Origin of the sequence: Pseudarthrobacter sp. BRE9 (assembly GCF_031844305.1) — a bacterium.
GTDB lineage: Bacteria > Actinomycetota > Actinomycetes > Actinomycetales > Micrococcaceae > Arthrobacter.
This window is the reverse complement of sequence record NZ_JAUZUY010000001.1, coordinates 979,406-992,800: the sequence shown is the minus strand read 5'-3', so window position 1 is coordinate 992,800 and position 13,395 is coordinate 979,406. Positions and strand designations below refer to the sequence as shown.

Here is a 13,395-nt window from a genome sequence, read left to right as displayed (position 1 = left end):
AAATAGTTGATGCCTTTCGAGGCATATGTCGCTAGGGTGGGAGGCATGGTGACAGACGACGTATTTGCCGTCATAGCGGAATCCACCCGGCGGGACATCCTGGTGGCCCTGCGGGCAGGGGACAAGGCCGTGGGGGAGCTGGTGGAGGAACTGGCGGCGAGCCAGCCCACCATTTCCAAGCACCTGAAAGTCCTCCGTGAAGCACAGCTGGTCAGCATGCGCGCCCAGGGCCAGAAGCGGTACTACGCCTTGAACCGCGGCCCGCTGGAGGGCATTGCCAGCTGGCTGGAGACGTTCGACGTCGGCTCGGCAGTTCCTGCGGCGAAGTCACCTGCCGCCCCTGCCTCCGCCGCGGGTGCGAAGGAAGAGGCTGCCGCCCCCTCAGCAGGAGCAACTGGACATGCCTCACCGCGGAAAGCGCCGGAGAAGGAACACGCCATGGCCGATGCTGTGGCAGCGGAGGCTGTCTCCGCCGGCGTGCTGGTGCGCGAGGGCGCCGACCTGAGCCCCGCCGTCGTGATTCCCGGCGGTACGGCCGCCCCGTTGAGCGACGACAGCGTCCCCCAGCAGATTGGCCGCACCGTTGGCCGCGCCGCCACGAAGGCAGCGGACCTGTTGGCGAACCTCCCCAACCTGCCAAAATTCGGCCGGAAGAAGTAGGCGGACCGGATTACTTGGCCAGCAGGCGCACGTGGTCCGGGGTGAGCTCTGAGATCCTGCTGACGCCCAGCAGCGCCATGGTCCGTGCCATGTCCTTCTCGAGGATTTGCAGGGTGCGGTCCACACCGGCGCGGCCGCCGGCCATCAGGCCATACAGGTAGGCGCGGCCGATCAGCGTGAAATCGGCGCCCAGGGCCAGGGCGGCCACGATGTCCGCGCCGCTCATGATCCCGGTGTCCAGCATGATGGCGGCGTCGGTGTTGTCTGCCGTGAAGGCCTGCCGGACCTCGGGGACCAGGTGGAACGGGATGGGCGCCCGGTCCAGCTGGCGGCCGCCGTGGTTGGACAGGACCACGCCGTCGGCGCCATGGTCAACCACGCGGCGTGCGTCCTCCACGGTCTGGATGCCCTTGACCACCAGCTTTCCCTTCCAGGTTTCGCGGAGCCAGTCCAGGTCCTCGAAGGTCAGGGTGGGATCGAACATCGAGTTGATCAGGTCCGCCACGGTGCCGGTGTAGCGGGAGAGCGAGGCGAACGTCAGCGGCTCGTGGGTGAGGAAGTTGAACCACCAGGCCGGGCGGTAGGACGCGTCCAGCACGGTCTTGAGAGTCAGGGCCGGCGGGATGGTCATGCCGTTGCGCACGTCCCGCAAGCGGGCGCCGGCGACGGCGGTGTCCACGGTGACCATCAAAGTATCGTTTCCGGCTTTGGCGGCCCGCTCGATCAGCTCCAGCGAGCGGTCCCGGTCCGTCCACAGGTACAGCTGGAACCAGTTGCGGCCGTTCGGTGCCGCTGCGGCCACGTCTTCTATGGAGGCGGTGCCCATGGTGGAGAGGGTGTAGGGGATGCCGGCCGCCTCGGCCGCCTGCGATCCTGCATATTCGCCCTCGGACTGCATCATCCGGGTGAACCCCGTCGGCGCGATTCCGACGGGAAGCCGTGAGGGTTTGCCCAGGATCTCCGTGCTGAGGTCGATGCTGGAGACATTCCGCAGGATGCCGGGCCGGAATTCGATGTCCAGGAACGCCTGGCGGGCGCGGCGGAGGGTGATTTCCCCTTCGGCTGCACCATCCGTGTAGTCGAAGGGCGCCTGCGGGGTGCGCCGCTTGGCGATGTCGCGAAGCTCCCAGATGGTGCTGGCGCGCTTGAGCCTGCCTTCCTTGCTGAACTCCGGCTTCTTGAACTGCATCAGCGGCGCCAGGTCAGAGTATTTGGGAACACGGCGCTTCAGGGCAGCGGGCAGGGCGGACGACGACGGAGCCCCGGCGGGTGCCGGCGCTGCGGGGATGTCCGTGGTGTCCGGCGCCGGCGTAGCCTCCGGGTTGTTGGGCTGGATGGTGTGGGTCATGGCTCCTCCTATGGTCCAACCACACTCTAGGCCATGTGGTCCAACCACATCAACTACCATTGGGCCTATGCGCACCCATCAGTTGGTCCTAACGTGGATCGAGGATCAGCTCTCGGCCGGCCGGTTGGCCGTGGGCGGCAGGCTGCCGGCGGAGCGCTCCCTGGCCGAACAGCTCAAGGTGTCCCGCACGTCAGTCCGCGAGGCCATCCGGATCCTGGAGGCGATGGGAGTGGTCCGGGCCGGCGTCGGATCCGGGCCCGAATCCGGGACGGTAGTTATTTCGGACCCCACTGCGGCGCTGGGCTCTGCCCTTCGGCTGCACGTGGCCACCCAGCACCTGCCCGTGGCGGACATCGTTGAAACCCGCGTCCTGCTGGAGGCATGGGCTGCGGCGAAAGCACCCCGGGACGCGCCCGAACTCGACAGTGCAGCTGCGCTCCTGGAGGCCATGGATGCCCCCGAAGGACTGCCGGCCGGCGACTTCCTGGCCCTCGATGTCCGGTTCCATCTGGCTCTGGCCAACGCCGCCGGCAATACGGTGGTCAGCGCCATGATGGGGTCGCTCCGGGAAGCCATCCAGGGATACGCGGCCGAACTGACGTCCAACCTGCCGGACTGGGAGGCCACGGCGACGCGCCTGCGCACGGAGCACCATGCCATCCTTGCCGCCGTCAGGAACGGCGACGGCGGCCGGGCAGCGGAACTGGTGTCCGCCCACATCGAGGGATTCTACAAAGAGGCCGGGCTGGCGGCGGGGTAAAGAGGCGGTAAAGAGAGGCGCGGGATAAGAACCGGTCAGCCGTGCACCGTACTGCGCGGCGCCTTGGCCGGGCCGGTGCTCGCCCGGACTTCCAGCCGCGGCTGGTAGCGGCCGCCGGGGGTTTCATTCCCTTCCTTCCGGATCAGCGCCCGGAGCTGATGCCAGGCCTGCTCGCCCAGCTCAGTGATGGGGACCGCGCCCGTGGTGAGGGCCGGCGTCGTGTACCTGGCGAAGGGGATGTCATCGAAGCCGGTCACGGAAATGTCCCCGGGGACGTCCAGGCCCCGCTCATGCAGCCCGCTCATCAGGCCCATCGCCACGAGGTCGTTGAAGGCCAGGATGCCCGTCGCCCCGCTCTGCAGGACGGCATCCACTGCTTCGTGTCCGGTGTCGAAGTCGGAGCCGCCTTCCAGCATGGTCACCTCCACCTCGGGGTGGGCGGCCCTGAACGTCTCCAGGCCCTTGAGCCGCATCTCGTTGGAGGCGCTGCGCGGCGGTCCTGCAAGGAAGGCAAGGCGGGTGTGGCCCAGTTCCACCAGGTGCCCCGCGATGTCCTGGACGCCCTGGCCATAGTCCACCACGAGGCTGGGCACATTCGGTGCGGCGGTGGTGCGGTTGATCAGTACCAGCGGGTGCAGCGAGGGCGCGATCTCCTCCAGCTCCGCATCCGACATGCGCGGGGCGCACAGGACCAGCCCGTCGCACCGCCGGCGCGCCTCGCCCGCCAGGATGGACTCCTCGCTGGACACTTCGAATGAATCCGCGATGAGCACGCGGTAACCGTCCTGGGCTGCCGCCCTGCTCAGGCCGCGGAGGATCGCCTGGAAGGTGGGGTTGGCCAGGTCCGGCACCACAATGCCGATGGTGTCCGTCTTGCCCAGGGCCAGGCTGCGGCCCACCGGGTTGGGCTGGTATTTCAGCTCGGCCGCGGCTGCACGGACCCTGGCGGCAATGTCCGGGTCCACCGTGAAGTTCCCGTTCATGACACGCGAAACGGTGGCATGGGAAACGCCCGCCTTCACGGCGACATCCGCGATGCCGATCCGGCCGCTTGCCGACTTCCTGGCCATAGGGAACCCTTCTTTTGCGCCATCCGCCGGCGCGGCCGGGAACAGTTGATGTCCCGGCAGGCCGGCCGTGACGGCAGGTGCTTTGAAAGACAGCATATACGGCAGCAGGAAAGCGATTTCTATCCTTTTCCCGCCCGTTTTCCCAGGCAGCGCGCCCTGGCCCGGTTGGCGCGCCGAGAAAACGCTTTCTATTAGAGCCCAAAGTGGTTGACGGATCACCCGGGGGGTTGATACAACTTCTATAGATAACCGAGAAAGCGCTTTCTCGCACTATTCCATCCGGTGCAGCAAAGTTGCCGCCGCCGGTCCACAGCCGCCGTTCCGACGGCCGGTAATGAGCTTTCGAAAGGGACCCCATGGTCAACACAGCCGAGACCACGTCGGCCGCAGCTGCTTCCCACGCCACCACCCGGAACGGCGGGAGGGCGCGCATCGCCCTGATCGGCACCGGTGGCCGCTCCGAGATGTACATCCGGGCCATCTTCGGCAAGCATGCCGACACCGCCGAACTCATTGCATTCTCGGATGTGAACCCCGGACGCGTGGAGTTCTACCAGCAGCTCATCCAGGAACTTGGTGCGCCGGGGCCGGTGGCATCATTTGATCCCGGAGACCTCACCGCGTACATCCAGGCCAACAACATCGACCGGATCATCGTCACCACACCGGACTACACCCATGCGGACTACATCGTGGAGGGCCTGCGCGCCGGAGCCGACGTCGTCGTCGAAAAGCCGCTGACCATCGACGCCGAAGGCTGCCGCCGCATCACCCAGGCAGTCCAGGAGACCGGCCGGAACGTGGTGGTCACCTTCAACTACCGCTACTCGCCCCGCAACAGCGCGCTCAAGGAAATCATCCAGAGCGGCGTGATCGGCAAGGTCACCTCCATCGACTTCAGCTGGGTGCTGGACACCGTCCATGGCGCGGACTACTTCCGCCGCTGGCACCGTGAGAAGAAGAACTCCGGCGGGCTGCTCATTCACAAGGCGTCGCACCACTTCGACCTGGTCAACTGGTGGATCGACGACGTCCCGGAGCGGATTTTCGCGTCCGGTGGCCTCAAGTTCTACGGCGACAAGAACGCTGCCGAGCGCGGCCTTGGCCCACGCCCGGAACGGGGAACGCCCGACGCCGATGCCCCCGCCGGCGAGAAGGACCCCTTCGCGCTTGACCTGAGGGAGGACGAGCGGCTCAAGGCCCTGTTCCTGGACAACGAGCACTACGACGGCTACCGCCGCGACCAGGATGTGTTCACCGCCGGCATCACCATCGAGGACAACCTTGCCCTGGTGGTGGAGTACCAGGGCGGGCCGCGGCTGAGCTACTCGCTGAATGCCCACAGCCCGTGGGAAGGCTACCGGGTGGCGGTCAACGGCACCGAGGGCCGGGCCGAGCTTGAAGTGGTGGAACGCGCCGCCGTCCTGCACAGCACGGACAAGAAAACGGTCGTGGACCCTTCCGCAACCCCGGTTGAGGAAGAGGACGCCGTCCGCCGCAACGGCGAGCGCCTGGTGGTCCAGCGCCACTGGGAGGCCGCCTATGAGGTGCCGATCGTCAATGGTGAGGGCGGCCACGGCGGCGGTGACGAGCTGCTGTTGTCGGATCTCTTCAACGGACCTGGCGAGGACCCGCTGGGCCGTCCCTCCGGTTACCTGGACGGGCTGCGTTCAGTGTCCGTGGGCATCGCGGGCAACCGCTCCCTGGAAACGTCCTTGCCCGTCCGGGTCGAGGACCTGGACCTCGGCGTCGACCTTTGCCGCGCCAAGTAGGGGAAAAGACATGAGCAGGATATTCGTTACCGGCGGTTCCGGCCGCCTTGGCCGCAGCGTGGTGGCGGGGCTGGCGCAGGCGGGCCACGAGGTGGTCTCGGTGGACCGTGACGCGGTGCCCGCCGAACTCCTGCCGGCCGGCGTCGTCCAGGAAACCGCTGACCTCCTGGCGCCGGGCGAGGCGCTGCGCCTCCTACGGGACGCAAAGCCCGACGCCGTCATCCACCTTGCGGCGATCGCGGTACCGTTCAGCGCGCCGGAGGACGTCATTTTCAGTACCAACACCCGGCTCGCCTTCGCGGTGATCAGCGCGGCGACGGAGCTGGGCGTGCAGAAGATTGTGACCGCAAGCAGCCCCACGGTCCTGGGTTATGGATGCCCGGCGGGGTGGCTGCCGCCGTCGTTCCCGCTCGATGAGCGCACGCCGCCCAAGCCCTGGAACGCCTATGCGCTGTCCAAGCTCATCGCCGAGCAAACGGTGCAGATGTTCGCCGCGGCGCAGGGGGAGAAGATCCGGTACGCGGCATTCCGCCCATGCTTCGTCATCTCGCCGGAGGAGTGGGAAGGCGCTCCCACGCAGCAGGGGCACACCCTCGCGGAGCGCCTGGCCGACCCCGCCCTCTCCGCCCCGGCTCTGTTCAACTACGTGGACGCCCGGGACGTGGCCGACTTCCTGGACCTGCTGTTGCAGAAGATGGAAGACATTCCCAACGGGGAAACCTTCTTCGTGGGGGCGCCTGACGCCCTCGCCACCGCGCCCCTGGCGGAGCTGATGCCCCAGTTCCTGCCGGGAAGCGGAGCGCTCAGCGCCGGCCTTACCGGAACCAGCCCCGCGTTCTCCATCGCCAAAGCCCAGGAACTGCTGGGGTGGCAGCCCACGCGCACGTGGCGGACAGAGCTCAAGTCCCATCCAACCCTCAACGACGAGGCCTCCGCGCTGGTGACCGCCGGCGGAGGCAAGGAGACATCATGAAATTCGACGGCGTACTCTTCTTCCCCGTCACCCCGTTCACGGCCGAAGGCGCCGTTGACGTGGAACTGCTCAAGGAACACATCAGCTCCCGGTTGCCCTTTGGGCCAGGCGGCGTCTTTCCCGCCTGCGGCACCGGAGAATTCCACGCCCTGAGCATCGAGGAGGTCCGCACCGTGGTGACGGCCGCCGTCGAGGTTGTTGCCGGGCAAGTCCCTGTGGTGGCCGGGGCGGGCGGACCACTGGGCCACGCCCTTGCCGCCGCCAGGGCTGCCGAGGAAGCCGGCGCTGACGCTCTCCTGGTGCTGCCTCCGTACCTGGTCACCGGCCCCACGGACGGGCTGGTGGCCTACATCGAGGCCGTGGCAGACGCCAGCACCCTGCCGGTCATCGTGTACCACCGCGGCAACGCCAGGTTCACTGCCGCATCCATGGCCAAGCTCGCCGCCAACCCCAAGGTCATCGGTTTCAAGGACGGCCTGGGCGACGTGGGCCTCGCCCAGGAAATCGTGTCCGCCGTCAAGGCCACGGGCCGGAAGGACTTCGCCTTCTTCAACGGCCTGCTCACCGCCGAGCTGACGCAGGGCGCCTACCGCGGGCTGGGCATCCCGCTCTACTCCTCGGCGGCTTTCGCCATGGCCCCGGAGATCGCCAAGGCCTACTATGACGCCTACGCTGCAGGAGACGAGGAACGCCGCAGCGCCCTCCTCGAGGGCTTTTACGCACCCCTGGTACGGCTTCGCGACCAGACCCCCGGCTTCGGCGTTTCCCTGATCAAGGCCGGCCTGCGGCTGGGTGGACTGCCGGTGGGTTCAGTCCGGCCGCCGCTGGTCGATCCCACCGAGGAACAGCTCGTGGAGCTCAAGGCCATCCTGGCCAAGGGCTACGAGCTGGCTGGGCGCTGATGAGCGCACCGGCGGCCGAAGCCGTCCGCACGGTTCCGCGCATCACCGCCCTGTCGACCCGGCTCCTCACCGTTCCGCTGCGCCGCAGCTGGGGGGTGGAGGCGCCGGAGAACCACGTGATCGCCACTGAGGTTCAGACAGACGACGGCGGCACCGGCTTCGGTTTCTCCTGGACGCCCACCATCGGCCCCCGGGCAGTCAAGGCGCTGCTTGATTACGACATCGCGCCTTTCGCCTCGGGGCTGCCCGCCACCCCCGAGGCGGTGTGGGATGCCCTCTGGAAGCGGCTGCACGAGGCCGGCGGCGGAGGCCTCACCACCATCGCCATGGCAGGCGCGGACCTGGCGCTCTGGGACCTGCAGGCCCGCCGCGCCGGCACGTCGGTCACCGGCCTGCTGGGCCAGCGACAGGAATCGGCCGAGGTGTACGGCTCCGGGGTGAACCTGCACTACACCCTTGACGAACTGGTGGCGCAGGCCGAACGTTGGGTCGCCGCGGGGCACCAGGCCGTGAAGATCAAGGTGGGCAAACCGGACATCCGGGAGGACCGCGAACGTGTGGCCGCCGTCCGCTCCGTCCTGGGCCCGGACCGCAGGCTCATGATCGACGCCAACCAGCGGTGGGACCTGCCCACCACGTTCCGGGCCCTCGACGTCCTGGCCGAATTCGGGTTGGAATGGCTCGAGGAACCGATCCGCGCGGACGATCTCTGGGCCTACCGCAGGCTCCGGAAGCATTCGCCCGTGCCCATCGCCCTGGGCGAAAACCTGCACAACATCTACCGTTTCCGCGATTTCATAGATGCGGAGGCGGTGGACATCATCCAACCCAACATCATCCGGGTGGGCGGTATCACCCCGTTCCGGCGGATCGTTGAGCTGGCGCGGACCAACAGCATCAAGGTCATGCCGCACCTGCTGCCGGAACTGTCCGGGCAGCTGGCGCTGACGCTCGCGGAGCCCACCATGGTGGAGGACGTGGAGGAGGCGTCGTTCGAACAGCTGGGGATCCTCGCAGGCCCGTCACCGGTCCGCTTCAGCAATAGCCGGGTGAGGCTGTCAGACCAGCCGGGGCTGGGCTTCCGCTTCCGGGACGCACCGTAGATGTGCGACACAGTGCACTGAAGAACGCACCAACCACAGAACAGGTACCTGACGTGACAACTGCAACACTTTCATTGTCCGAGCTCACGGCCGCGGCCACGGAGGCCGCCAAAGTCTCCGCTGCTGCCTCCGACGCGCAGCGCGCCGCCTGGCTCACCGCCGTGGCCGACGCTCTGGACGCCAACGCCGCCGAACTGGTCGAAATCGCCGATGCCGAGACCAGCCTGGGCACCACCCGCCTCACCGGCGAAGTGGCACGCACCACTGGCCAGCTGCGCCTGTTCGCCCGGGTGATCACCGAGGGCTCCTACCTCGAAGCAGTGATCGACCACGCGAACCCGAACGCCACCCCGCCCACGCCTGACCTGCGCCGCATCCTCCGGCCGATCGGACCCGTGGCCGTGTTCTCGGCGTCGAACTTCCCGTTCGCCTTCTCGGTGGCCGGCGGTGACACCGCCTCGGCGCTGGCAGTGGGCTGCTCCGTGATCGTCAAGGCCCACTCCGGCCACCTGCGCCTCTCCGAGCGGACGGCAGAAATCGCAGCTGAGGCCCTCCGGGCCGCGGGTGCGCCGGAAGGACTCTTTGCCCTGGTGACCGGCCGCGAGGTAGGAACCGCCCTCGTCCAGGACCCTGCCATCAAAGCGGTGGGCTTCACCGGTTCCATCCCCGGCGGCCGGGCCCTGTTCGACCTTGCCACCTCCCGTCCCGAGCCCATCCCGTTTTACGGGGAACTGGGGAGCCTGAACCCCGTGGTCATCACCGCTGCGGCACTGCAGGCCCACTCCGCGGAACTCGCCGCCGGGCTGGCGGGATCCTTCACCCTCGGCGCCGGGCAGTTCTGCACCAAACCCGGACTGGTCTTCATCCCGGCCGGAACGGATTTCGCCACCCAAGTGGCGGAGGCCAGCAAGGACAAGCCGGCCCTGGGCATGCTCACCGCCCGGATCGCGGAAGCCTACCCGGACGGCCTGCGCGCCTTCGCATCCGTGGACGGCGTTGACGTGGTCGGCGGCACCGTGGACCAGGATGCCGCCGCCAACGGGGCTGCGCCGGTGGTGTTCTCCACCACCGCCGCCAAGGTGCTGGAACGCCCGCAGCAACTGCTGGAGGAATGCTTTGGCCCCACCACCATCCTGATCGAATACACGGACCGGGAGGAACTGTCCGTAGTCCTGGCCAAAGTCCCGGGCAGCCTGACCGCCACCCTGCACGCCCAGCCCGGTGAGGACATCGCCGGCCTGGTGGAGCAACTGTCCGGACTCGCGGGACGCGTCCTGTTCGAGGGCTGGCCCACGGGAGTGGCCGTCAACTGGGCCCAGCAGCACGGCGGCCCGTACCCGGCCACCACCTCGCTCTTCACCTCGGTGGGTGCCACGGCGGTCCGCAGGTTCCAGCGTCCGGTGGCCTACCAGGACGCGCCGGAGGCAGTGCTGCACCCGGCCTTGCGCGAGGACAACCCCCTGGGCATCCCGCGCCGCGTTGACGGGGAACTACAGCTTCCGTAGCAACGCCCGCTCAGTTGATGTCCCTTTAATCGCAACGCCCGCTCAGTTATTACCGGTATAACGGCCATAACTGAGCGGGCGTTTCGCGTTTGGGTGCAGTATCTGAGCGGGCGTCTGGTCAGAGCTGCAGGGTCACCGGCCGGTCCAGTCCGTTCACGGTTGCCACGGGCCAGCGCGGGTCCACGGTGAGGACGCGAAGCCCGGACTCGGTGAGCTGCACGGTGTCTTCGATTTTGACGCCGGGGCCCGAGGGGTTCCAGGTGAAGGCCTGGTCCAGCACCACCGTGTCGGTGACCTCCGACGTCACCCGGGGATCGCGGCCCGCGTAACCGGCTGGACCACCCTGGTGGTGCTGTTCCCACTGGTCCGCACCGAAACCGTGCCGCAGGTAGGCTGCCTGGATCTCGGCGAAGATCCCGTCCAGGCGGGCGCCGGGAACGGTGGCGTCAAAAATGTCCGCCTCCACTGCCGCTATCCGGGACTCGGCGTCGCGCTCTTCCGGGGTGCCGCCGTCGAACCGGATCCAACGGGTGATGTTGGCAACCAGGCCGTCACGGCGGGCACACACGACGGCCATGGCACGCCTGCCAAGGGGGGAATGCGTTGCCAGCGGATGCCGGAAGGTACTGCGGGAGCTGCCGTTGCACAGGAGCACCAGCGGTTCCGCGCCGGCCGCCACCACCCGGGCGGCCAGCGCCGAAACCAGCTCGAATTCCGTGGTGTCCGGGCGGGCGGCGGACAGGGTATCGGTCATGATGCCGGCCAGTTCCGCGCTGAGCATGGAATAGCGGGCACTTTCGGCCGGGAGGAGCTGCTGCCGGGCTGCGCGCAGCTGCGCCGTGACGTCAGCTTCGGACAGCGGCGGCCGGGAGCCGTTCCCGACGGCGGCCGCGGCCTGGTGCAGGTTCCCATACCAGGGCACGGTGTGCAGGCTGACCCCGGCGGGCAGTTCTTCGGCCGCGATCCTGCCGGTTTCATTGTTGAACGTGACCAGGTGGTCGCCGTCGCGGTCCACCAGCAGGGCGGCGATGGGATCGCCGGCGAGGCTGATGTGGACGCGGCTGCCGTCCAGGTACCAGGTCAGCGCGGTGTTGGTGGTGAGAAGCAGGGAGTCCTGCCCGGCCTTGTCCAGGATGTCCAGGACCCGCCGGCGCTTAATGGCCCGGTCCGTCCCTGACCCTGGAGCCAGGCGCCCGCCCCTCTGCGGAGCGACGGCTGAGGTTGTTGTTTGGGTCATGACGGGTCCCCCTGCTGCTTGATCAGTTCTTCGATGTCGGTTGTGGACAGGATTCCGTCGGCCACAAAAACGGTGATGCGCCGCCGCACCGGGCTGTCCGGCCGGGCCATCACGGGCGCGTCCCATGCCAGCGACTGTCCCACTCCGGGGTAGCCGTCCACGCGGACAAACCAGGGATCAGTGCAGTCCTCCGGGGCAACGAACACCAAGGTGGCCGGCCCGCCGTCGAACTTTCCTGACCAGGCGAGCCAGCGCGTGACGCTGCCGTGGGTCTGCGACTCGCCGGAACCGGCGGGCGTCCATACAGCGGCGTCCCCGCACTGGGGCAGGCGCCAGAAGAAGCCGCCGTAACCGCCCTCGAAGCGTCCGTTCGAACCAGGGCTGCCCAGGCTGACCGGCGTGCCACCTGCAGGGGACAGCGCGAAGTCGAGGGACAGCCGCCAGACGGAGGGCGCGACGCCGGACCACGCCCACGTGCGTTCCTCACCAAGGATGGGGGCGCCGTGGGGGCCGTTCCAGCTGAGGGTCTCCTGCAGGCGGCCCGCATGCCCTTCGCCGGCCTCGGTCCGCGCCGCGGTGGTGCCGGTACTGACGATGCTGCCGTGGTCGGGACGCCAGACGTACTGCCCGGCTTCGCGGGTATAGGTCCGGCCGCCCCAGAAGTTCACCCCGTCCACGTCCTGCAGCGCCACCCCAACGCCCAGGTGCCACACGTGGTCCAGGGGTTGGTGGTCCGTTACCACGGTTCCGGCCAGGGTGCGGACCGGGTGCAGGTAGGGGCGGGGGGAGGAGACTGCGCGGATGTGGCTGCCGTCCTGGTAGTCCGCCACCGGGCGTCCGTCCAGGGTGAGGGTGCGGGTGGGCGGCAGGGCGCGCGCCCAGGGGACTCCGAGTTCTGCGAAGGTTGCCTGCGCCTTGACCGCGCGGGCCAGCAGGTCGCTGATGCCGCGGACCACTGGGTGCGCGTCACCGCCCTCGCCTTCCCAGGAGATGTACTCTGCGTCGATCGGGGCCGGCGCCGGGGAGGTGCGGATGGCTTCCAGTACGGCGGTGAACGCGCCGGTGTCCTGCAGCGCGCAGAGCAGGGGAGCCCCTGTGGCCCGGGCGTCCAGGAGGTTCTCCAGCAGGTCGGTGCGGACGTACGTTTCCCTGCGCTCGCCGTCAGGGGTGGTGATCAGCACTTCGTCGCGCGTGTAGGAGAGGGTGATGTCGCCCAGGGTTCCGTGCACGGTGACGGTGGGGTCCAGCTGTTCGGGGGCGCAGAGCGTGAGGGCGCACAGCAGCGTGGTTCCCAGGGCGGTGCGGACGCGCAGCACGGAGGTGTCGTCGCTTTCAGTCTGGTTGGCCCGGTACAGGTCCGTTTCCACGGAGGCGACGTCGTCGAGGGTCCGTGCGCCGGCCAGGTGCAGGCCCGTGGCAACGGCGTGGGCCAGGGCGTTGGTGGCCACGCCGTCCACCACATCCACCCCATCGAGGCTGCGTTTTCCGGCCCAGCGGGAGCGTTGGAAGTAGGCATTTGTGCGGAGCCACTGTCCGGAGGCACTGATGCCCAGGACGGTCCCGATCTCCCCGGCGGCCACCGCGTCCCCGATGGCGGGCAGGGCGTGCGATCCCAGGCTCTGGAAACCCACCTGGACCAGGCGGCCCTTCTCCCGCGCCGTATCGAGGACCTGCTCGAACTGGGCCAGGGAGGCCACCGGAGGCTTTTCCACGAAAACGTCCATCCCGGCGGACAGGGCGGCGATGGCCAGCGGGGCATGCGTCTGGATGGGGGTGGCAATAATGACGACGTCGACGCCCGGCTGTGCGGCCAGCAGCCCGTCCAGGTCCGGGAACACAGCAACCGAACCGGAAAGGCTGCCGGGCTGCGGCGGGTTGGGATCGGCGACGGCAACCAGTTCCAGGACGCCGGCCTGTTCAAGCCGGGCCAGGTTGGCAAGATGCCGCTCGCCGAAGCCGTGCACGCCCACCAGGGCCACCCTCGGGATGGCCGTGGACGCGGTCTGCTGGTGCGTGGATTCCGCTGAGTGCTGTGTGGTCACGTGGGTCCTTGGGAGCAGTTGTA

At 68.4% G+C, this 13,395-nt stretch carries 11 protein-coding genes; 7 read left to right on the top strand and 4 right to left on the bottom strand.

Annotated features, from left to right (window positions below; genetic code table 11):
• Window positions 1-45 precede the first annotated feature (45 nt).
• Window positions 46-660: a metalloregulator ArsR/SmtB family transcription factor gene (locus Q9R31_RS04655; protein ID WP_311261548.1), complete on the top strand. Its 615-nt coding sequence runs from the start codon at window positions 46-48 to the stop codon at window positions 658-660.
• 10 nt (window positions 661-670) lie between these two features.
• On the opposite strand, the gene Q9R31_RS04650 is transcribed toward Q9R31_RS04655, so the two are convergent.
• A complete protein-coding gene (locus Q9R31_RS04650; RefSeq protein ID WP_311261547.1) occupies window positions 671-2,008 on the bottom strand; it encodes an alpha-hydroxy acid oxidase in 1,338 nt (445 codons plus the stop codon).
• A 67-nt stretch (window positions 2,009-2,075) separates the two neighbouring features.
• Between Q9R31_RS04650 and Q9R31_RS04645 the strand changes: the two genes are divergently transcribed.
• Window positions 2,076-2,768, top strand: a complete 693-nt coding sequence (locus Q9R31_RS04645; protein ID WP_311261546.1) for an FCD domain-containing protein — start codon at window positions 2,076-2,078, stop codon at window positions 2,766-2,768.
• 35 nt (window positions 2,769-2,803) lie between these two features.
• Here the strand turns inward: Q9R31_RS04645 and Q9R31_RS04640 are convergent, their stop codons facing one another.
• On the bottom strand, window positions 2,804-3,838 hold the full coding sequence (locus Q9R31_RS04640; RefSeq protein ID WP_311261545.1) for a LacI family DNA-binding transcriptional regulator: 1,035 nt from the start codon (window positions 3,836-3,838) through the stop codon (window positions 2,804-2,806).
• Window positions 3,839-4,194: 356 nt separating this feature from the next.
• On the opposite strand from Q9R31_RS04640, the gene Q9R31_RS04635 reads away from it, so the two are divergent.
• From Q9R31_RS04635 to Q9R31_RS04615, 5 genes are read left to right on the top strand one after another with little or no spacing between them, the layout of a single operon-like run.
• Complete coding sequence (locus Q9R31_RS04635; RefSeq protein ID WP_311261544.1) at window positions 4,195-5,610, top strand: Gfo/Idh/MocA family oxidoreductase; 1,416 nt, start codon at window positions 4,195-4,197, stop codon at window positions 5,608-5,610.
• A gap of 10 nt (window positions 5,611-5,620) precedes the next feature.
• Window positions 5,621-6,583: an NAD(P)-dependent oxidoreductase gene (locus tag Q9R31_RS04630; RefSeq protein WP_311261543.1), complete on the top strand. Its 963-nt coding sequence runs from the start codon at window positions 5,621-5,623 to the stop codon at window positions 6,581-6,583.
• Window positions 6,580-7,485 carry a 5-dehydro-4-deoxyglucarate dehydratase gene (locus Q9R31_RS04625; RefSeq protein WP_311261542.1) on the top strand — a complete coding sequence of 302 codons (906 nt, stop codon included), beginning with the start codon at window positions 6,580-6,582 and terminating at the stop codon, window positions 7,483-7,485. Before Q9R31_RS04630 ends, Q9R31_RS04625 begins: the two co-directional genes overlap by 4 nt.
• A complete protein-coding gene (locus Q9R31_RS04620; RefSeq protein WP_311261541.1) occupies window positions 7,485-8,588 on the top strand; it encodes a mandelate racemase/muconate lactonizing enzyme family protein in 1,104 nt (367 codons plus the stop codon). The genes Q9R31_RS04625 and Q9R31_RS04620 overlap by 1 nt, the downstream gene beginning before the upstream one ends.
• Before the next feature lie 53 nt (window positions 8,589-8,641).
• The gene (locus Q9R31_RS04615; RefSeq protein WP_311261540.1) at window positions 8,642-10,093 is read left to right on the top strand and encodes an aldehyde dehydrogenase (NADP(+)); all 1,452 of its coding nucleotides are present in this window, start codon (window positions 8,642-8,644) and stop codon (window positions 10,091-10,093) included.
• A gap of 118 nt (window positions 10,094-10,211) precedes the next feature.
• Here the strand turns inward: Q9R31_RS04615 and Q9R31_RS04610 are convergent, their stop codons facing one another.
• Window positions 10,212-11,330 (bottom strand): M24 family metallopeptidase, encoded by a 1,119-nt coding sequence (locus Q9R31_RS04610; RefSeq protein WP_311261539.1) that lies wholly within the window; start codon window positions 11,328-11,330, stop codon window positions 10,212-10,214.
• Entirely contained in the window at window positions 11,327-13,372 is a 2,046-nt protein-coding gene (locus Q9R31_RS04605; protein WP_311261538.1) for a DUF6807 family protein, read from the bottom strand. The genes Q9R31_RS04610 and Q9R31_RS04605 overlap by 4 nt, the downstream gene beginning before the upstream one ends.
• Between the last annotated feature and the right edge of the window lie 23 nt (window positions 13,373-13,395).